Below are 19,310 nucleotides of genomic sequence, written 5' to 3'. Positions count from 1 at the left end.
TTTCAGTTGGCGTTCCTGGCCCTATTTTCGGCTGGCGTTAACACCGCCCGCATCAAGCTCGTAGAACCTCATCATCATATTGACCAGCATTGTCGTCCCCGGACCCGAGGGAGCAAGGCAGTCCGCGGTGGGCCGCCTGGTCCCGCGCCTCCACTGAGGCCTGGTCTGTGGGCATGATCCAGAGCTCTGCGATGGAGGCGTGCCGGGGCCGGGTGACCATGTAGGCGACGCCGTCGGCGATGTCCTCCGGGGCGAGGACCTCTCTCTGCTCGTAGAAGGGGTCGATCATTTCGCCGCGGACCTTGGCGGTGTTGTGTGAGCCCAGCTCGGTATCGACGCCGCCGGGCTCCAGGACGCCGACGCGGACGTGGCGCTGGGTGACTTCCTGGCGGAGGGACTCTGTGAAGCCGTTAACGCCGAACTTGGTGAGGTTGTAGACGCCTTACCCGTTCCAGGCGACGCGGCCAGCGATCGAACTGATGTTGACAAGGTCCGCGACCCGGCGGGGACTCAGCCAAGGGAAGACTGCGCTCCCGTCGCGCCCTCAGGGCGTCCAGACAGAACATGACTCCTGCGCATCTTCTTGAAGGTGCGGACAATACAGCTGTGCCCTCACCACCAAACTGGCCGGCAGGCTCACCGGCACCATCGAGTCATCGGGGTTGACCGAAACACACTCACCAGTCTGCTCCGAACCCACCCCGGTGCCACAGGAATGCAGCACGCAACGGAACCGCAAATTTCCGACCCCCAGCGCGGAGCGAAGCCCCTCAGGAACTAGCCAGCCAAAGACTTTTCGGTCGTCATGGGCGATCTTTGTGCTGCTCGGGCTAGGCAGCGGTGCTCGTCTTGGCGCCTTCCGAGCTCGGCAAAACTAGCTGCCGCCTCCCGAAGCAGGGCGATGGCCTGATCATCGTGACCCTCTGCGCGGCGCAGGACGGCTCGTGCTTCCCAGAGGGCGGCGTGCCACGGTCCGCCAGGCCACATGCCTGCGAGCTGCTCGGCGTTGGCGAGCCGGCGGCGGGCGGCGTCCAGCTTCCCTGCCAGTGCGTAATGCGTCGCTGCGGCGACTTGATAACCCATAGAGCACGGCGGACAGACGCTCCTTCCGGCCAGCGCGGCGTCGGCTCGCTCAATGATGCGGACCGCTTGCGCCGGAGAGCTGGCTGCCTCAGCGAGCACCCCGTATAGGCGAACAACGAACTCGGCCTCGAACACTTCGGGCCAACGGTCCTGCATGTTCGCCGCGATCGCCAACACTGCGCTGGCCTCGCCGATCTCTCGGCCCAAGTCCGCTTCCATAGCCAGCTCGCGCGCACGCCGTGCGTTTGACGTGGCTTAGACGAGGTCGCCACTGTTGAGGGCGATGAGTGCTCGCGCCAACGTGACCCGCGTGCGATTCTCCACGCGTCGGCTGTCCTGGGCGATGGCCTCCTCGTAGACCGCGACGGTCGCCGCCCCTGGGCCGACGCCCAAGTCGGCACGCAACCGCCGAAAGAGTCGCTCTAATTGGCGGATCGCGCCCTGGCGATCGCCCGCGTCGAGCGCACTAACCATGATCGCTCGGTGGGCTTCCTCGTCCGTTGGGTCGGCCTTGACCACGTCGTCCCACCGAGCCGCGGCCTTGAGCAAACGCAGTTACAGCGCGCGTAGCCGATCGCGGCGGTTCTCGGCAGGCTGAGCGGCCTACTTATGCATGGCCTCATGGATTTGAAGCGCAAACCAAAGCTGAGCCAACGTGGATGTTTCGGTCATGTCCAGGCCCGTCAATTCGCTGATTTTTCGGATTCTGTAGATGACGGTTTGCCGGTGGGCGAACAGTGCCGCCGCTGTCTTCTGCCATGACCTTTGGGTGTCCAGGTAGGTCCGCAGAGTCACGATGAGGTCGCCTTCCTGGCTCTGTTCGTACGCGAAGATCGGACCCAGCAGCCGCTCTACCAACGCGGTCCCTTCCTCGAAACTCGTGAGCCCCAGCCACGAGGCACCCTCGGCGTACCGGGCCAGCTTCATGGCATTGCCCTTGGCCGAGCCGAGCGCCCACAGCGACTCCTGCAATGCACGCTGGATCCCGGGCGCAGACGTCGGCGAGCTGATGCCGATCCGGACCTCGGGGCCCGCGCAGTGGATCAGGATATCGGCGGTCACCGACGCGGACACCGCCACGTGAAGTGTGTTGAAGCGCCGCAGGCAAGCGGCCGGAAAGCCGTGGCGCCACAGTTCGACGTGGACGTCCGCCAGCCGCTCGCCGTCGTCGGCCGATATCGAAACCACCACGAAATCCTGCGCCGGAACATCAAAAGCCGTGAGCCGGCTCTCCAGTTCCGCCGTTCCCAGGCGACCGTCGACCGCTTGCAGCAGGAATTCGCTCGCCAGGCGGTGTCGGCTTTCCAGGGACAGGACATTTCGTGAAAGTTCCAGCCCCAGCACCGTTGCCGCATGCAGAAGCACGACGGCGTCCGGGTGCGGATCGCTGTTGGGCAGCACCACCAGGAGCGCATTGGCGTGCGTGGGGATATCCATCATCAACACGTGCCTGTCCCGAAGCCGATGCCACTGGAACTTCTTCCCGGCGAGGGATATTCGCCCGGTCAGCGGGGCCAATTCCGCCTGCAGGAAATCCGGCAGCGGCCGGCCGTCCGGATGCCACGGATGAAGGCAGCGCCGGTCCACGACGAACAGATCTGCATCGAGCTCAGCCGTGAGGCCCAGAAGAAGGCCCTGCAAGTGGTCCTCGGATGTTCCAGCAGTGCGGAGCAGGTCGTAAATCCGGGCGGTCTGGCGCAGGCGCCGCGATTCCTCCAACAGGGAGGATTCAGCCACCGTTCGCGCGATGGCGATGAAAGGCAGCGGATAGGGCACGTTGATCAGCGGCAGCGGCAGCCTCTCACAAGCCGCCAGGAACTCTGGCAACAGCTCCGGCGCATGCATCTTCTCTCCGATGGCCAGCGCACTGGCGCCCGCGTCCACCAAGGCCTCGGCGAGCGCAACCTGCCCGGGAGCTTCGGCCGGGATGGACAGGCCGTTGGTCATCATCAGCTCGCCACCAGTGACCCATTCCCACAGCCTGGGCAAGTCAGACGTGTGGGCCCACGTGATCCGGTTGCCGCTGCCTGCGGATCCGGCCAGCAGCGTGAGTCCCAGCTGGGGTTCCGCCACGAGCTCGGCCACGGTAATCGCCATGGAATTGCGCTCCCTGCTCCTTGGTTTTCCGGACCGCCAAGAGACTCTTAGACATATGTACAAGAGCCTCTGCCATTTGTAGTCAATCTACCGCTATACGCCGTGATGCGCGTCACCAAGAATTGGATTACGTACTTCCCGCTCAACATTCCCGCTCAACGGCGAGCGACCCACACCTCCACCGAAACGCCGCCGGCGTCACCGCCCGGCAGCACCGCAATCGAAGGATCCCCGCATGACAACGCACAAGCCCATCGGCCCCGTCGACGCAACAAAAGTCCCCCGGTATGCAGGCCTCGGCACGTTCGCCAGGCTTCCCCAAATTGACCGCGTTCCGGACTACGACATTGCGATCGTCGGGGTACCGTTCGACGGCGGCACCTCCTTCCGGCCCGGCGCCCGTTTCGGTCCTGCCGCAGTCCGAGAGGCCTCCCGGCTCCTGCGCCCCGGATACCACCCCGAGCTCGACGTCGAGCCGGTCTACGAAGCCCAGGTTGTTGACGCCGGCGACATCGCCTGCACGCCTTACGACATCACACGGGCAGTCCGCGAAATCGAGGAGCAGGCACTGCCCCTGATCAGTGCGGACAAGAGGCTCATCTCGATCGGTGGCGACCACACCATCGCCCTCCCCATGCTGAGGGCTTTGAACACGGTCCACGGACCCGTGGCCCTGCTGCACTTCGACGCGCACCTGGACACGTGGGACACCTACTTCGACCAGCCGGTCACCCACGGAACCATCTTCCGGCGGGCATTCGAGGAAGGCCTCCTGGTGGAAGACAAGTCCATGCACGTCGGCATCCGCGGGCCGGTCTATGACCGCAACGACTTCCTCCGCGACCACGAATTCGGCTTCCAGATCATCCGCTGCTCGGACCTGGACGTCATCGGCGTCCCGGCAGCCATCGCGCAGGTCAAGGAGCGGCTCGGCGACACCCCGGTCTACGTCTCCATCGACATCGACGTCCTGGACCCGGCCTACGCGCCGGGCACCGGCACCCCTGAAATGGGCGGGCTCCACTCCCGCGAACTCCTGGCACTGCTCCGCGGACTGAACGGCATCAACATTGTGGGCGCCGACGTCGTCGAGGTCGCTCCGGCCTACGACCACGCAGACATCACCACAGTCGCAGCGGCCACCCTCGTCTTCGACCTGCTCGCCCTGATGGTGAACCGCAGCAAGGCCGAAACGAACACCGTCCGTGAACTGCAAGCAGCCTCCTGGAACGCATCATGAGCACCCGTACCACTCCCACCACCGAAGTGCCCCGGCTTGAGGACAAGACCATCCAGCCCATCCCGGCGAACGAACGCCACGGAAAGGCCCGCGACCTCTTCACCATCTGGTTCGGCTCCAACATCATGATCATGACCATCGTGACCGGCGGACTCGCCACCACGGTGTTCGGCCTCGGCTTTGTGCCCGCCCTCGTGGGCATCATCATTGGAAACGTTGTTGGCGGCATCTTCATGGCGCTGCATTCCGCCCAGGGCCCGCAACTGGGTGTGGCGCAAATGATCCAGACCCGCGGCCAGTTCGGTTCGTTCGGGGCACTGCTGATCGTGGTGATCGTGGTGATTATGTACGTCGGATTCTTCGCAGCCAACCTCGTCTTTGGCGGCGAAGCGATGGCCGCAGTCAGCCCCGGCATCAGCGTTGACGCCGGCATCATCATCATCGGCGTCATCAGTGTCATCGCCACGATTTTCGGCTACCGGCTCATTCACGCCTATGCACGCATCCTGAGCGTTGCGGCTGGCCTGGCATTGCTGCTGGCCTTCGTCTGGATCCTGCTGGTGGGCGGCCTTCCGGCCAACTTCCTGGAGCAGGGCAACTTCAACTGGGTTGGCTTCATGGGAACCATCTCCGTATCCGCCCTCTGGCAGCTTGCTTACGCCCCGTATGTCTCGGACTACTCCCGCTACATGCCCAAAGGCACGGGCTCGGCCCCGGCGTTCTGGGCGTCCTATTCGGGCTGCGTCCTGGGGACGCTGTTCCCGATGATCCTGGGCGCACTGGTGGGAACACTGGCGGTGAGTATGAGCGCCGAAGCCGGCAACGTCGAGATCGTCGGCAGTTTGGGCGCGTTGCTGGGGCCCTGGACGCTCATAATCATCGGAATCTTCTGCCTGGGTGTCGCGGCGTCGAACGCCATGAATCTTTACTGTGGCGTCCTGTGCAGCCTCACCATCGGGCAGACGTTCAAGCCGAACTGGTTGCCCCACGCCAAGACCCGGAGCATAGCGGCGGTTGTCCTCTTCGCACTCGCCCTGCTGATCGCACTGTTCGCACGCGACAACTTCATCCTCTTCTATACGAACTTCCTCTCCTTCCTGATGTACGTGCTGGTTCCCTGGACCGCCATCAACCTGGTGGACTACTACCTACTCCGGCACGGCGACTACAAGGTTGAAGACTTCTTCAAGCGCGACGGCGGAGTGTACGGACGGTTCAATTGGGTCGCCATCGGCTCGTACATAGCGGGCGCCCTGATCCAGGTTCCCTTCTCCGCCACGGCGATCTACACAGGCCCCCTGGCCGCAGCGATGGGCGGCGTGGACATCTCCTGGATCGTCGGCCTTGTGGTTGTTGCCCCGCTCTACTACTTTGCGGCACGCCTGTTCCGAAAGAAGCCGGACGCCGCCCCCTTTCAGGCCCCTCTTCTCGCAACCGACCTCATCTGAAAGCGAAACATCATGACATTCACAGACACAAACCAGTTCACCGTCCGACGCTCCACCTCTGGCAACAGCTCCCCTGAGCGCACGCCCGCCAGCGTGCTGCCGCCCACCGGACACTTTATTAACGGGACGTTTGTTCCGGGTTCCTCCACCGAGCTCATCGACGTGGTGGACCCCACCACTGAACAGGTCATCGCGTCCGTCCAGGCCGGCACTGCAGCTGACGTCGACGTCGCCGTCGAAGCCGCCGTCGCGGCCCAGAAGTCCTGGGGCGCCACCACGCCGAAGGAACGCGCGGATGTCCTGAACCTGATCGCCAACATCATTGAGGAGAACAGGGAGGCCTTTGAGGTCATCGAGTCCGCCAACACCGGCAAGCCGCGTGCAGTGGCCGAAGATGACGTCACCAGCACCATCGACACGTTCCGGTTCATGGCCGGAGCTTCCCGCACCCTGACGTCCATGGCCGGCGGGGACTACGCCACCGGCCACACCTCGGTGATCCTCCGCGAGCCCGTGGGCGTCGTCGGGGTCATCACGCCCTGGAACTACCCGCTGCTCATGGCCGCGTGGAAGATCGCCCCCATCCTGGCTGCTGGAAACAGCATCGTCCTCAAGCCGTCCGAGCAGACCCCGCTGTCCACGCTGAAGCTGGCAGAACTCGTGGCCGGACACATCCCGGACGGAATCCTCAACGTCGTCACGGGACAGGGTCGGACCGTGGGACAGCGGCTTTCCGAACACCCTGACATCGCCCTCGTCGCCTTGACCGGCAGCGTCGTCAGCGGCCAAGCCGTAGCGGAAACCGCAGCAAAGTCCGTCAAGCGGGTCCACCTGGAACTCGGCGGCAAGGCCCCCGTGGTGGTCTTCCCCGACGCCGACCTCCGCGCGGCCGCCGCCGGCGTCCGCAATGCCGGCTTCTGGAATGCCGGCCAGGACTGCGGCGCTGCATGCCGCGTGCTCGTCCACGACTCGGTAGCCGAGGAGTTCACCGAACACCTGGTCCGCGAAGTCGGCACGCTGGTGGTTGGCGCCCCGGAAGCAGGGGACGACGTGGAAATCGGTCCGATGATCTCGCGCCCGCACTTCGAGCGGGTCAAGGAATCACTGGCCGAGGCCAAGGCCGCTGGCCTGAACATCGCCATCGGCGGTTCGGCCTTGGAGGGCCCCGGCTACTTCATCGAACCTACGGTGATCAGCAACGTACCCGCCGGAGCCCACATAGCCACCCACGAAATCTTTGGTCCCGTAGTCACGGTCGAGACTTTCAGTTCCACTGAAGAAGCCATCACCCGCGCGAACGAAAGCCCTTACGGACTGTCCGCTTCAATATGGACAAAGGACTCCAGCCTCTCGCTGAAGATTCCCAAGCAGCTCGATTTCGGCACGGTCTGGGTCAATGCCCACCTCGTGCTGGCCTGCGAGGTACCGTGGGGCGGGTTCAAGGGATCCGGCTACGGCCGCGACCTCTCGCTCTACGCCCTGGATGATTACTCCCGCACCAAGCACGTCATGATCAACCACGGCGCATGAGCGTTCAAACAAGCGACGGAGCTCAGCCATGACCGCCACGAACCTTCCCCGCGCCGGGTCCCCGGCTCGGGCGGCAACCCCATCCGCTCCCTTCGGCACGGACGTCACGTGGACCAACTGGGGCGGGAACCAGAGCGCTACGCCGGCCTTCACCGTCCGGCCGCGGACCGAACAGGAAGCGCTCGACGCCGTCCGGTTCGCCATCCGGGAAGGCCTGCCTGTGCGGGCGGTCGGCTCGGGCCACTCGTCCTCGCCGCTGGTTCAGACAGGCGGCGTCCTGATGGACATGTCCGGCCTCTCGGCGATCACCGGGACTGACAAGGTCCGGCGTCGCGCCAGGGCCCTTGCCGGCACCACCATCAATGCCTTCGGGGATGCGTTGTGGGAGCAGGGCCTGGCACTCAGCAATCAGGGCGACATTGACAAGCAGCAGATCGCCGGGGCGCTGGCGACCAGCACGCATGGCTCCGGAAAGGACCTGGGCAGCTTCTCGTCCAAGCTGCGATGGGTGAAGCTGATCAACGGCTACGGCGAGATTGTCGAAATCGGCGAGGGGCAGCTCCGCGAACTCCGGGCTGCCCAGGTCGCACTCGGCACGCTCGGGATCTTCCTGGAAGTCGAGTTGGCCGTCGAGGACAGCTACTACCTGCAGGAACAGATCACGTATCCCACGTGGGCCGAGACAGCGGCAACCTGGCAGACGGACATCGACTCAAACAGGCACTACTCTTTCCTGTGGTGCCCGGGCGACGATTCCTGCGAGCTCCTGGACCTTCCGGGTTCGCCGGGCCAGAGCATGGCGGACCGCAGCTACACCAAGCGGTACAACGTTGCGCAGATCCAGGACGAGAGCGAGATTTCAGGCATCGAAGGCGCCCGGCTGGACCGTTCGTACCGCATTTATCCGGGCGGCTTCACCACGCAGTTCCACGAACTCGAGTACTTCGTTCGCAGCGAGGACGGCCTGGCCGCCGTGGAGGTCATCCAGGACCTGATCCGCACCAAGCATCCCGGGCAGAAATACCCGGTGGAGGTCCGTTGGGTGAAAGCCGATGAAGGCTACATGTCCCAGTTTCAGGGGCGCGACAGCACCGTTATTACTCTGACCACCGAGCCCGGGACAGACTACTGGCAGTTCTTCCGGGATGCCGATGCGGCACTGCAGGAATTCGAGCCACGTGCGCACTGGGGGAAAATCCACTTCATGACCAGGAGCCGCTTGGAACGCCTCTACCCGGAGCTGGACACTTTCATCCAAGTACGCCGCGAGTTCGATCCTCGTGGAATGTTCCTCAACGACCACACCCGCGCCCTCGTAGGCTAAATCAGCAATCCCGGAGTATGCCCTCGAGCCTTGCTCCGGGGCATACTTACTTACCGGCCTCCGATTTTGACGAGGAACTGTTCCGCGGCAGATTCTTACCCGCGCTGCCGTCCGGCCTTTGAGTCCGGCGTCGATGAGGTCGACGACATGCTCGGGCAGGGCCGAAAGGGACGCTCAGTTGCCGAGTGCAACTGAGCGTCCAACGGCTCAGGCGAGACTACCGGTGGTATTGCCGTGGAAAGCCCCTGCTGTGGGCGGCGGGCACGTCGCCCACAGCAGGGGTCTTCATGGCTGCCGCGGTCAGACGGCCGGCTGATGCTGGGTGATGCAATGGATGCCGCCGCCCCGGGCGAAGATGGCGCGGGCATCGACCGTCACCACTTCCCGGCCCGGATACGCCTGCTCCAGGATCCGGCGGGCTCCCGCGTCCGCTGGGTCGTCGAAACTGCAGGCGATGACGCCTCCGTTCACCACCAGATGGTTGATGTAGCTGTAGTCGACCCAGTCGAGCTCGTCGCGCAGCGTGTCCGGGGCCGGTACCTCCACGATGTCCCAGACACGGCCCTGCGCGTCCCGGGTCCCGGCGAGCATCGCGATGATATCGGCGGTGATCTGGAAGTCCGGGTGTGATGGGTTGCGCTGGGAGTGGACCAGCAGCACACCGGGCGACGGGATAGCGGCCACGATGTCCACGTGTCCGCGGGTTCCGAGTTCCTGCGAATCACGGGTCAGCCCACGTGGCAGCCAGATGACATGCGTGGCGCCGATCGTGCGGGCCAGCTCGGCTTCGACGTCCGCCTTGGTCAGGTGCGGGTTCCGGAACTTATCCAGCTGCACCGTCTCGGTGACCAGCACGGTGCCCAGACCGTCCACCTGGATCCCGCCGCCTTCATTGACCAGCGGGCTGTCCAGCAGCTCCGCACCGGCCAGCCTCACCACTTCCGCACCGACCCCGGAATCCTTGCCCCAAGTGGCCCAGTCCTGCTGCCCCCAGCCGTTGAAGACCCAGTCCACCCCGCCCAGCCGGCCGTCGTCGCCGGTCACGAACGTGGGCCCGATGTCCCGCATCCAGGCATCGTCGAGAGGCACTTCCACCAGGTCAATGCCAGCCGAAAGATAAGTCCGCGCGGCAGTTATGTCCGGCGGGTCCACGATCATGGTGACCGGCTCGAATTCCGCCACAGCATGCGCCACGGCTGCCCACACTGTCCGGGCCTCATGGGTTTCCTCCGCGGTGTGCCCTATCGAGGATCGCTCCGGTGGAAATGCCATCCAGACCCTTTCCTGGCGGGCCGTCTCGCTCGGCATCATCCAGTTCATGGCTGGGCCGCGGTCTGATTGGCGGATACCGCCCCGTACGGGCGGTCGAAATCGACGTCCCGGGTGAGCTCGGCGTAGGTGTCGGGGCGGCGCGTGGTCAGGAACGGGAACAGGTCCAGCCAGTCCTTGCGCTGGTCCAGGTCGAGGTCGGCCACCAGGACGGCTTCCCGGTCCCGCGGCGCTTGGACCAGGACGCGGCCGTAGGGATCGGAAATGAACGAGGAACCGTAGAAGTTGATGTCGCCTTCGTCGCCGGTCCGGTTGGGGACCACCATGAACGTGCCGTTCGTGATGCCGTGGCCTGTGATCACGTGCTGCCACAGCGGCTGGTGGTCGAACTCCGGGAAGGTCGGCTCCGAGCCGATGGCCGTGGGGTAGACCAGGATTTCCGCGCCGGCCAGCGAATACAGCCGGGCGACCTCCGGGAACCATTCGTCCCAGCAGGTGGGGAGTCCGACGGCGGCCCCGTCCAGTTCCGCGGGGCGGTGCACGGGGTAGGCGTCGCCGGCCGGCCCGGCGCGGAAGTACGTGTCCTCGTAGTATCCGGCGCTGACGGGAATGTGGGTCTTGCGCGTGCGTGCCAGCAGCTCCCCCTGGGGCGAGACGAGGATGGCGGTGTTGAAGCCCAGCCCGTCGTTTCCGTCTGAGCGCTCGTAGAGCGAGGCGTGGACGGTGACGCCGTGCTTCCGGGCCGCGTTGGCGGCGAACTCGAAGGTGGGGCCGCTGAGCAGGTCCTCGGCATTCCGGGCGGGGTTACTGCCGGCCCGGACGTTGGCAGGATATTTAGACAGCGTAAGTTCCGGCAGGAACACGGCCCTGGCTCCGGCGTCGGCGGCTTTGCCGATGGCCCCGGTCAGCACTGACCTGAGCTCGGCGGCGTTTTCGCGCCAGCGGTGCTGGACCAGGGCCACTCGGAGCGGCCGGCGGTTGCTTTCCTGGCTCCGGGCGAAAGAGGCGGGCGGTTCGGTGTTGGCGATGATGTCCAAGGTGGTGCTTCCTAACGGGACCCTAGGGGTCCCTGCATATTCGCGGGATTCCGCTGGAATCGCGTCGTTTGATAAGTGGTTGAGAGTTGGGTCGGTGGTTCATTTGCCCAGACCCTGTCCGGAAGGTTCCTGCAGGGTCCTCGGGTGTGCTGTGGTGAGTGAGTCGATGGCCGTCGTCAACAGGGAACGCGCGTGGTCTGTGGTGATGAAACCGTTGAGCCAGCGGCCGGAGATCCCTTCCACCAAACTGGTGAGGATCTCCGCAGTGACTGCGGCCTCGTCCTCGCTGGTGCCTTCGCTGGCGGCCACGATGGCCTGGGCGATCTCGCGGTTCCATTCCGCCGTTGTCCGGGAAAGTGGTTCCGCCAGCTCCTGTTCGAAGATGGAGCACGCCCGGAGCTCGTTCCAGGCCACCGAATTCCGGCGGACATCAGCGTCGTCCTTGATTTCGTCAAGGAGCAGGTGCCTGAAGTGCCGGGCGCGGTCTTCCGCGTCAGGGGAGGAGGGGGCGGCGTCGTCCTTGCCGACCTGCTTGTTGATGTGTTCAAGCGTTGCGGCAAGCAGGCCGGCCCGGTCGGTGAAGTGGTAGTACAGGAGGCCCGGCGAAACACCGGCTTCTGCAGCCACATCGTTGACCCGCATTCCCCGGACGCCGTTCCTGGCGATGCAGGTGGTGGCGGCGGTGAGGATCTTGGCTAGTTTGTCAGTCATGGTTTGACAGTAATACGTGCTCACCTTCCTCCCGTGCGGACTCCCTCGTTGCGGCGGGTTCGGGCCAGAACCGCAAGGCCAGCAGATAGCCTGCCGCTCCGATGATCGTGGACCCGATGAAACTGAGATCGATTCCCCCGGCGAGCTGCGAGAACGGCCCGGTGTACAGGGACGTGTCCGTCGCGAGCAGGCCGAAGACTGAACCGATGGCCCAGGGAATTACAGCGCGCAGGTTCCAGCCGTTGCTGAACCAGTAGCGTCCGCGTGGTCCGCTGGCCCGGAAGAGCTGGAGGTCGGCGGCGTGGTACTTGCCGCGGCGGGCGATCAGGAATCCCAGGACGTTGATGGCAACCCAGGGTCCGGCGAAGCCGTTGAGGACCAGTGTCATGGCCGTAATGGAGTCCACCGCGTTGAAGACGAAGACACCGACGTAGAGAAGACCGACTGCGATCACCGAGGTGATGAGGGTGGTGTGGATCCGCCGGAGCCTCGGGAAGAGGGCTTCGAGGTCCAGCCCGCTGGCGTAGAGGTTGAGCACGCCCTGGCCGAGTCCGCCTGCCAACGCGATGATGAGGATCGGCAGCAGATACCAGGCCGGGGATGATTTCACGAGATCGGCGACGTACGAGCCGCCAAGCTCCGGCAACGCCGAGGCCGTGAAGGCACCGAAAAGGGCAGTGACGAAGAGCCCGAGGAAGACGCCGAGGCATGCCGAGGTCACCACCGAACGGTCCGAGTGCCTGGTCCGCGAGATGCGCCGGCTGTAGTCGCCCAGTGTGGGTGCATAGGAGAGGGGGCCGCCGACGGAAATGACGGCCGAGAGGATCCACGTGGGCCAGAAGTCGCCCAGGAGGTAGTCGGCATGGACTGTTGTGGGGCTGAACGTCGGTGCGAAGGCGACGACGCCGATGAGGAGCAGAACGCCGACGACGGGTGCGACGAACTTCTGCATCGCCACCACGGTGCCGTGGCCGAAGAGCGCCACGAGAACAATTTCCACGGAGATCACGGCGTAGCCGATGGCCAGCGTGGTGCCGTCGACGGGTATCCCGAGCAGCCGCTCGGCGGCGGCAACCAGCGCGTCGCCCGAAGTCCAGACCGCGATGGCGGCGTACGCAAGGGCGAACAACAGGGTCAGGGCGGAACCGATCAACCTCCCGCGGGTGCCGAAGTGTGCGGCGCTGGAAACGGTGTTGTTGGTGCCGGTCCGTGGCCCCAGGAGGGCCATCGGGGCGATCAGGGCTGTACCAACGAGGAGACCGGTGAGGCTGGCGGTGGCGGCGCCGACGAAGTCCAGGCCGAAGGTGATGGGAAGCCAGCCGAAAACGATGACCGAGAAGGCGAAGTTGCCGCCGAAGAACACGGTGAACAGGTTCCGGGGGCGGGAGGTGCGTTGTTCGTCGGGAATGAACTCAATGCCGGCCGACTCAATGCGGCCGAAGCGGTCCTTGTGCGCGGATGCGGCACCGACGGAATCCGCGTCTTTGCGGAAGCGCGTGCTGATCATGGCAAGCCTTTCGTGAGCTACATCACGTTGATGTATTGCATCAACCATAAGGCCTGACTGAATTTTCAGTCAATAGCTGATCTACAACACGCATCTCCGCCACCATGCAGCACCGGACGGGTTTGAGCGATGAGCACGCCCCGCCGTCGGACGCGAGGATGGCGCCGTTGACGTTGGTGCCGTCGTCGCTGAGCAGGAAGGTGATGGAGGCGGCGAGCTGCGCCGCCGTGGCGGGTGAGGGGACGGTGGCCTGCATGAGGTGCCACGGGACCGTCCGCTGCCCGGGTGCCTACGCCATCATGTCGCGCACTAACGGAGCCACGTGGGATCCGAAGAGCTCGATGCTGGTCATTATTTGGGTCTGCTGTACCCCGGGCATGCCGTACTTCAGGTCAAAGCGGCTTGCCCCGATCGTCTTAAGCGTCTCGGCGATCTTTCGGGCCACCGTTTCGGGCGAGCCCACATAGAGCGCTCCCCCGGGGCCGACGTCCCGGAGGAAGCTTTGCATCGTCGGAGGCCTGAATCCTCGCACCCGGGCGGCTTCAGCGAACGCGGTTTCGTAGTGGGGCCAGAACTCTTCGATGGCCTGTTCATCGGTGGCGGCAACGTGCCCGGGCGAATGCACGCCGACGGGGCGCCGGGGCTGACCAAACTCAGCCAGGGCCCGATGGAACAGTCCCGCGAAGGGTGCAAAGCGTGCTGTTTCGCCGCCGATGATGGCAATCATGAGGGAGAACCCGTACCGTGCGGCGCGCACGACCGATTCTGGGCTGCCGCCGACTCCGATCCAGGTCGAGAGGTGTCCCGATTCCGTACGGGGATAGATACTCAGTCCGTCCAGGGCTGCCCGGGTATTTCCGCTCCAGGTGACGGGCTTTTCCTTGAGGAGCTCGGCGAAAAGATTGACCTTCTCTTCAAACAGTTCGTCATAGTTTCGGAGGTCGTACCCGAACAGCGGGAACGACTCGGTGCTTGATCCTCGTCCGAGGATGACTTCGGCGCGGCCGTTGGACAGTGAGTCCAGGGTTGAATAGCGCTGGAATACCCGAACGGGGTCGTCGGAACTGATGACCGTGACCGCAGATCCAAGGCGAATGCGTGAGGTGCGGGCCGCGATCGCGGCGAGAACGACGTCGCCGGCTGAGAGGGGGAAGCTATCGGTATGGTGTTCCCCGATCCCGAAGTAGTCCACACCGGTTTCCTCGGCGAGCACACCCTCGTCGACGAGGTTCCGGATGGTCTGGGCGTCCGAAAGCCTCGTCCCGGAACCGTCGGTGTGTACGTCACCAAAGGTATCGAGTCCGAGGGTGATGGCCGGATTTAGTGCCTCGTGGTCCACCTCGTATTCAGCCATTGTCGTAGCGCTTCCTGCCCGGGACGGTCGCGGATTGCCGGGTTGCATCCCCCGGCTTGCGCTTGCGGTCCAGCACGAGGGCCGCGGCGATACCGATCATCCAGATGTCCTTTGCCAGCCCGGTTCCCTGCGGGCTCGGGCGGATGCCATCCTCCAGCGTCATACCGGGTGTCCTCAGGTACATGGCGAACAGGGATCCGGAGAAGATCCCGAGACCGATCCCGGCCAGGCGGCTGGGCAGGAAAGGTGTCAGCAGTGCCGCACCCAGCGCCATCTCCGCGTAGCTCAACATCTTGCCGAACTTCTCGGTGTCGATGTTGCTGACCGGCGGAATAACCCTTGCTGCCATGGCCTGCAGCCCGGCCGCACTGTCTTTGTCCAGCTTGCGTTTGCCCCAGCCGGCATTCAGGATGAACGCTCCTGTGGTCAGGCGGAGAGGGATGTTGTTGAGTCTCATGGTCGACTCCTTTCATGAAATCTGGTCAAGCTTCGGCCCGGCTCGTGGTTGGGCGGCGGATCTCGTCGACCTGCGATACCGAGCTGGACTTCACCCATGACACGGGCTTCCTGATCGCTCCACAGGTACTTGCGATTGCAAATACCTGTGGAGTTAACTGGTGGACATGCACGAAAATTCCACGCCCGGTGATGTGACTGCCCTCTTCGAGCGGCTTGTCGAGGACTCCCTGCCGGGACGGCGTGGAGTGAGGGCGTGGAGCGCTTTACTGCACGCCCACGCCACTCTCATGCGCCAGCTCGACACCGATCTCAGGGAGGACACCGGCCTGCGCCTCGCCGACTTCGATGTATTGGCTCACCTGGCCGACGCGGGCGGTCAGCTACGGATGACGGAGCTAGCGGCCCGTACGCTCCTCTCGCGCTCGGGGTTGACCCGCCGCGTCGCGAAGTTGGTAGATGAGGGTCTGGTACGCCGGGCGAACGCCGCCGGGGACGGGCGAGGCGTGCTCGTCACCCTGACCGACGCCGGCGTCGCCCGTCTGACCGAATCAGTGCCGGTCCATCTTCAGGGTGTGTCGAAGCTGTTCGTCGAGCGGCTCGACGAACAGGAACTCGCCGTTCTCGAGACCGCTCTGCGAAAAGTCATCGTCGACTGCACGTTCGGCTGAGGACACGAGGGCTAGATGCGCCCGGTAATCGTTGACCCGGCCTGCGCCATAGTTTTTTCGTAACGGACAGAGCGCACGACGGCGGGACTTCCCGCCGTCGTGCGCTTGCCTCCCGCCGTCGTCCGCTCCTGTTTTGTCAGGCGTCGCTTAGAGCGTGGTTGTGGTTGCTGGAGAGTTCGCAGTGGGCGCCAGTCTGGTCCATGCCTTGGTTCAGGCTTGGTCGGTGGGCATGATCCAGAGCTCTCCGATGGAGGCGTGCCGGGGCCGGGTGACCATGTAGGCAACGCCGTCGGCGATGTCCTCCGGAGCGAGGACCTCTGTCTGCTCGTAGAAGGGGTCGATCATTTCGCCGCGGACCTCGGCGTTGTTGTGGGAGCCCAGCTCGGTATCGACGCCGCCGGGTTCCAGGACGCCGACGCGTACGTGGCGCTGGGTGACTTCCTGGCGGAGGGACTCGGTGAAGCCGTTGACGCCGAATTTGGTGAGGTTGTAGACGCCGTACCCGTTCCAGGCGACGCGGCCGGCGATCGAGCTGATGTTGACGATGTCCGCGACCCGGCGGGGACTGTCCTCGGCGGCTTTGAGCAGGTGCGGCAGGGCGGCGTGGGTGGTGTGGAGCAGGCCCTGGACGTTGACGGCGATCATGCGGTCCCAGTCCTCGGGGTCGGCGCCGACTACCGGTCCGAGGAGCATCAGGCCGGCGTTGTTGACCAGGATGTCCAGTTGCCCGAAGCGCTCCACGGTCTGGTCGACGGCGGCCTGGGCCTGGCCGCGGTGGGTGATGTCTGCTTCGATGACCAGGGCTGTGCCGCCGGCTTGTTCGATTTCGGCGGCGAGGGCTTCCAGCCGCTCACGGCGCCGGGCGACGAGTGCCACGGAGGCGCCGAGTGCGGCGAGCTGCCGTGCGGTGGCGGCTCCGATGCCGCTGCTGGCGCCGGTGACGAGTGCGGTGGTTCCGGTCAGTTTCGATGTCATGGGAGGTTCTCCTACGAGGTTGGTACCGGTTTTTGGGCAGCATGAAGCTGCTGGCATCCGGCTGGACTTTGGTGGGGCGTTGAGGTGGTGGGTGATGGACGACGGCGGGACCTCCCGCCGTCGTCCGTTTCCGTTTTGTCAGGCGTCGCTGTGGGCGAGGTTGCTGGAGAGTTCGCGGTGGGCGTCGGCCTGTTCCTGAAGTGCTTTGGCCCGGGTCTCGAACGTGCCCACGGCGTCGGCTCCGGCGGCGAACCGCAGCGGCGGCTCGTCCAGCTCGGCCAGCTGGATCAGCGCGTCGGCGAGCTTGGCCGGGTCCCCGCCCTGCAAGCCGTTCATGCTCTTCCAACCGGCGACGGTCTGCGCGGTGCGTTCGGCGTAGTCCCCGATGGTGGATTCGGCGTAGCTGGTGGATTCCGGGGTGAGCAGCTCGGTGCGGAAGAACCCCGGCTCTACGATCATGGAGCGGATGCCGAACGGGGCGACCTCGGGAGCCAGTGACTCGGCCCAGCCCTCGACGCCGAACTTCGACGCGGCGTAGGCGGACAGGAACTCCCCGCCTGCCAGCCCGGCGGTGGAGGAGATGGTGACCACCAGGCCGGAGCGCTGGGCGCGCAGGACCGGCAGGGCCGCGCGGGTGACGTTCATGGGTCCGAACATGGTGGTTTCGATCTGTGCCCGGAAGTCCTCCGGGGTGATTTCCTCGAAGAACCCGGCGTAGAAGTTGCCGGCGTTGTTCACCAGGACGTCGATCCGGCCGAACCGGTCCACGGCTGCCTGGATGGCGGCGGCCGCGTCGGCGGCATCGGTGACGTCGAGCTTGACCGCGAGGAGGTCCTCGCTGTCGCCGACGGCCTGGGTGACCTTTTCGGGGTTGCGGCCGGTCGCGACCACGGCGTGGCCGGCGGCGAGGGCTGCCTTCGCGATGTCAGTGCCCATGCCGCGGCCGGCGCCGGTGATGAACCAGACCTTCTTGCCCGTGGTGTTGTCGGCCTGATCAGTGGTGTTTTGTTCAGTCATGGGAGGGTTCTGTCTTTCCTGTGGTGCGCCCTGGCTGCGCGTGGGAGCGCGCGGGGGCGGTGGATCCGCCGGCAGGATCGCCGGCGGTGGCTGTTTGGGTGGTTTCTTCGGGTGGCGATGCGGCCCAGCTGGCGAGGAATGCCAGCGCGGTTGCGGAAGCGGAGCCCGGCTCGGCGGTGAAGGTGAACACGACCTGTCCTTCGTCGCCGGGGAGGTCCAGCGTTTCGTACTGCAGGGACAGGTCGCCGGCCACCGGGTGGTGGAAGCGCTTGGTTCCCGTGGTGTGGATCCGCACGTCGTGCCCGGCCCAGAGCGCGGCGAACAGTCCGCTGCGCGTGGTGAGCTCGCCGACCAGCTCGTTCAGGGCACGGTCGTGGGGATTCCGGCCGGATTCCAGGCGCAGCATCGCGACCATGATGGCCGCGATCGCGTTCCAATCCGCGTAGAAGTCGGCTGCGCGCGGATCGAGGAAGATGTAGCGGGCCTGGTTCGGCAGCCGGCCCGGAACGTCCCGACCGTACGACACAGCTGAGTTAAATACCTCGGAGTACAGGGCCCGTCCCAGCATGTTGCCGGCGAGCACGTCACCGCGGCCGTTCTGCACCATGGCGGCCACTCCGGTCATCCCGTCCAGCAGACGCAGCACTCCGGGACGGACCCGTTGCTGCGCCGGACGGCGGGGCATCCGACCCGACGGTGCGTTGGCCGTCCGCGCCAGGTCCATCAGGTGTGCCCGCTCTGCCTCGTCCAGCTGAAGAGCCGAGGCCACAGCCTCGAGCACCGAGTCCGAAACGCCGCGGATGCTGCCGCGTTCCAGCCGCGTGTAGTAGTCCGTGCTCACCCCGGCGAGCTGCGCCACTTCCTCCCGGCGCAGGCCCGGCACACGTCGCAGTTCCCCGTAGCTGGGGATCCCGGCCTGCTCCGGGCTGACCTTCGCTCGACGCGAGATCAGGAACTCACGGATCTCTTCTTTTCTGTCCACAAGTTCCACGGTACGCAGCACGAGGATGCGGTGGCAGTGTCCATCAGACACCCCCAGCCCGCCGGAGACAGAAGCAGCCACGACGGAAGGAAACGCACGACGGCGGGGCCTCCCGCCGTCGACCGTTTGAGTCAGCGCCGAACGGCGTTCTATTTGACCCAGTCGGCCGCAAATGAAGTGGTTCGGCGGAACCCCGGATACTGAGCGGTCAGCCCGCACCCTCACCCTCGCGGCCCACTTCCTCCAGGATCCTTGCAGTGGGCGCTGCCGTCATCAGCTGCCCTATCACCTCGGGCTTGTCCCATACCTCGCTGCGTAGCCGTTCCAGAAAGACGGTCGCGGCATCCTTGGTGTCGAAGTCAAGGAGCACGGCCACGCTGTTCTGGTCGTCCGTGTCCCGGAGCAGCCGGACAGACCTGGCGCCCGAGGCGGCGCGGCCTGCAGGATCGCTATCGAATACCTTCTTGAAAGCCTCGTAGTCCCGGACTGGATAGCTGATCTGCAAGGTGAACATCGTTGTTCCTTTCCTTGGGTGTGTGTCAGACCAAGATAGGCCGTCCATCGTCATTCCGATAGGGCCGGAGGGTCGGCCCTAAACCGGTGATGCGT

Annotated in this window: 19 protein-coding genes and 2 pseudogenes; 5 read left to right on the top strand and 16 right to left on the bottom strand. The window is 65.1% G+C overall.

Translation table 11 applies throughout. The features are described from left to right. Positions 1–52: 52 nt before the first annotated feature. The 5 genes and pseudogenes from MUN23_RS11350 to MUN23_RS11335 form a co-directional block, all read right to left on the bottom strand. Positions 53–289, bottom strand: coding sequence for a hypothetical protein (locus MUN23_RS11350; protein ID WP_248763901.1), 237 nt, complete (start codon positions 287–289; stop codon positions 53–55). A 30-nt stretch (positions 290–319) separates the two neighbouring features. Then, positions 320–427, bottom strand: a pseudogene (locus MUN23_RS23650) (SDR family NAD(P)-dependent oxidoreductase); the annotation flags it as partial. A 350-nt stretch (positions 428–777) separates the two neighbouring features. Beyond that, positions 778–1,290, bottom strand: coding sequence for a hypothetical protein (locus MUN23_RS11345; RefSeq protein ID WP_248763900.1), 513 nt, complete (start codon positions 1,288–1,290; stop codon positions 778–780). 48 nt (positions 1,291–1,338) lie between these two features. Then, positions 1,339–1,632 (bottom strand): BTAD domain-containing putative transcriptional regulator, encoded by a 294-nt coding sequence (locus MUN23_RS11340; RefSeq protein WP_256468741.1) that lies wholly within the window; start codon positions 1,630–1,632, stop codon positions 1,339–1,341. A gap of 54 nt (positions 1,633–1,686) precedes the next feature. Next, the gene (locus MUN23_RS11335; protein ID WP_248763898.1) at positions 1,687–3,180 is read right to left on the bottom strand and encodes a PucR family transcriptional regulator; all 1,494 of its coding nucleotides are present in this window, start codon (positions 3,178–3,180) and stop codon (positions 1,687–1,689) included. A gap of 235 nt (positions 3,181–3,415) precedes the next feature. Here MUN23_RS11335 and speB point away from each other — a divergent pair, with 235 nt between their 5' ends. The 4 genes from speB to MUN23_RS11315 are packed head-to-tail and all read left to right on the top strand — an operon-like array spanning position 3,416 to position 8,722. Continuing rightward, positions 3,416–4,420, top strand: coding sequence for an agmatinase (gene speB / locus MUN23_RS11330; protein ID WP_248763897.1), 1,005 nt, complete (start codon positions 3,416–3,418; stop codon positions 4,418–4,420). Further along, positions 4,417–5,868, top strand: a complete 1,452-nt coding sequence (locus MUN23_RS11325; protein ID WP_248763896.1) for a cytosine permease — start codon at positions 4,417–4,419, stop codon at positions 5,866–5,868. Before speB ends, MUN23_RS11325 begins: the two co-directional genes overlap by 4 nt. Positions 5,869–5,880: 12 nt before the next feature. Beyond that, positions 5,881–7,398, top strand: coding sequence for an aminobutyraldehyde dehydrogenase (locus MUN23_RS11320; RefSeq protein WP_248763895.1), 1,518 nt, complete (start codon positions 5,881–5,883; stop codon positions 7,396–7,398). Between the two features lie 28 nt (positions 7,399–7,426). After that, positions 7,427–8,722 (top strand): D-arabinono-1,4-lactone oxidase, encoded by a 1,296-nt coding sequence (locus tag MUN23_RS11315; protein ID WP_248763894.1) that lies wholly within the window; start codon positions 7,427–7,429, stop codon positions 8,720–8,722. Between the two features lie 300 nt (positions 8,723–9,022). Here the strand turns inward: MUN23_RS11315 and MUN23_RS11310 are convergent, their stop codons facing one another. The 7 genes and pseudogenes from MUN23_RS11310 to MUN23_RS11280 form a co-directional block, all read right to left on the bottom strand. After that, complete coding sequence (locus tag MUN23_RS11310) at positions 9,023–10,042, bottom strand: agmatine/peptidylarginine deiminase (protein ID WP_256468740.1); 1,020 nt, start codon at positions 10,040–10,042, stop codon at positions 9,023–9,025. Next, positions 10,039–11,028: a nitrilase-related carbon-nitrogen hydrolase gene (locus tag MUN23_RS11305; protein WP_371876019.1), complete on the bottom strand. Its 990-nt coding sequence runs from the start codon at positions 11,026–11,028 to the stop codon at positions 10,039–10,041. The genes MUN23_RS11310 and MUN23_RS11305 overlap by 4 nt, the downstream gene beginning before the upstream one ends. A gap of 99 nt (positions 11,029–11,127) precedes the next feature. Beyond that, entirely contained in the window at positions 11,128–11,739 is a 612-nt protein-coding gene (locus tag MUN23_RS11300) for a TetR/AcrR family transcriptional regulator (RefSeq protein ID WP_248763892.1), read from the bottom strand. Beyond that, complete coding sequence (locus MUN23_RS11295) at positions 11,732–13,246, bottom strand: cytosine permease (protein WP_248763891.1); 1,515 nt, start codon at positions 13,244–13,246, stop codon at positions 11,732–11,734. Before MUN23_RS11295 ends, MUN23_RS11300 begins: the two co-directional genes overlap by 8 nt. 139 nt (positions 13,247–13,385) lie before the next feature. Then, positions 13,386–13,487, bottom strand: a pseudogene (locus MUN23_RS11290) (short-chain dehydrogenase); the annotation flags it as partial. A 48-nt stretch (positions 13,488–13,535) separates the two neighbouring features. Beyond that, positions 13,536–14,600 (bottom strand): Atu2307/SP_0267 family LLM class monooxygenase, encoded by a 1,065-nt coding sequence (locus MUN23_RS11285; RefSeq protein WP_248763890.1) that lies wholly within the window; start codon positions 14,598–14,600, stop codon positions 13,536–13,538. Then, positions 14,593–15,057: a hypothetical protein gene (locus MUN23_RS11280; protein WP_248763889.1), complete on the bottom strand. Its 465-nt coding sequence runs from the start codon at positions 15,055–15,057 to the stop codon at positions 14,593–14,595. Before MUN23_RS11280 ends, MUN23_RS11285 begins: the two co-directional genes overlap by 8 nt. A gap of 166 nt (positions 15,058–15,223) precedes the next feature. Here MUN23_RS11280 and MUN23_RS11275 point away from each other — a divergent pair, with 166 nt between their 5' ends. After that, positions 15,224–15,727 (top strand): MarR family winged helix-turn-helix transcriptional regulator, encoded by a 504-nt coding sequence (locus tag MUN23_RS11275; RefSeq protein ID WP_248764061.1) that lies wholly within the window; start codon positions 15,224–15,226, stop codon positions 15,725–15,727. Between the two features lie 210 nt (positions 15,728–15,937). On the opposite strand, the gene MUN23_RS11270 is transcribed toward MUN23_RS11275, so the two are convergent. The 4 genes from MUN23_RS11270 to MUN23_RS11255 all read right to left on the bottom strand — a co-directional run bounded on the left by MUN23_RS11270 (position 15,938) and on the right by MUN23_RS11255 (position 19,215). After that, positions 15,938–16,702: an SDR family NAD(P)-dependent oxidoreductase gene (locus tag MUN23_RS11270; RefSeq protein WP_248763888.1), complete on the bottom strand. Its 765-nt coding sequence runs from the start codon at positions 16,700–16,702 to the stop codon at positions 15,938–15,940. Positions 16,703–16,840: 138 nt separating this feature from the next. Then, the gene (locus MUN23_RS11265; RefSeq protein ID WP_248763887.1) at positions 16,841–17,719 is read right to left on the bottom strand and encodes an SDR family oxidoreductase; all 879 of its coding nucleotides are present in this window, start codon (positions 17,717–17,719) and stop codon (positions 16,841–16,843) included. After that, the gene (locus tag MUN23_RS11260; protein ID WP_248764060.1) at positions 17,712–18,701 is read right to left on the bottom strand and encodes a helix-turn-helix transcriptional regulator; all 990 of its coding nucleotides are present in this window, start codon (positions 18,699–18,701) and stop codon (positions 17,712–17,714) included. Before MUN23_RS11260 ends, MUN23_RS11265 begins: the two co-directional genes overlap by 8 nt. 208 nt (positions 18,702–18,909) lie before the next feature. Beyond that, a complete protein-coding gene (locus MUN23_RS11255) occupies positions 18,910–19,215 on the bottom strand; it encodes a hypothetical protein (RefSeq protein WP_248763886.1) in 306 nt (101 codons plus the stop codon). Positions 19,216–19,310: the final 95 nt, after the last annotated feature.

The organism is Pseudarthrobacter sp. SSS035, assembly GCF_023273875.1.
In the GTDB taxonomy this organism is placed as follows: domain Bacteria; phylum Actinomycetota; class Actinomycetes; order Actinomycetales; family Micrococcaceae; genus Arthrobacter.
Note: the sequence above shows the minus strand (reverse complement) of the source record. Positions and strands in the feature narration are given on the sequence as shown.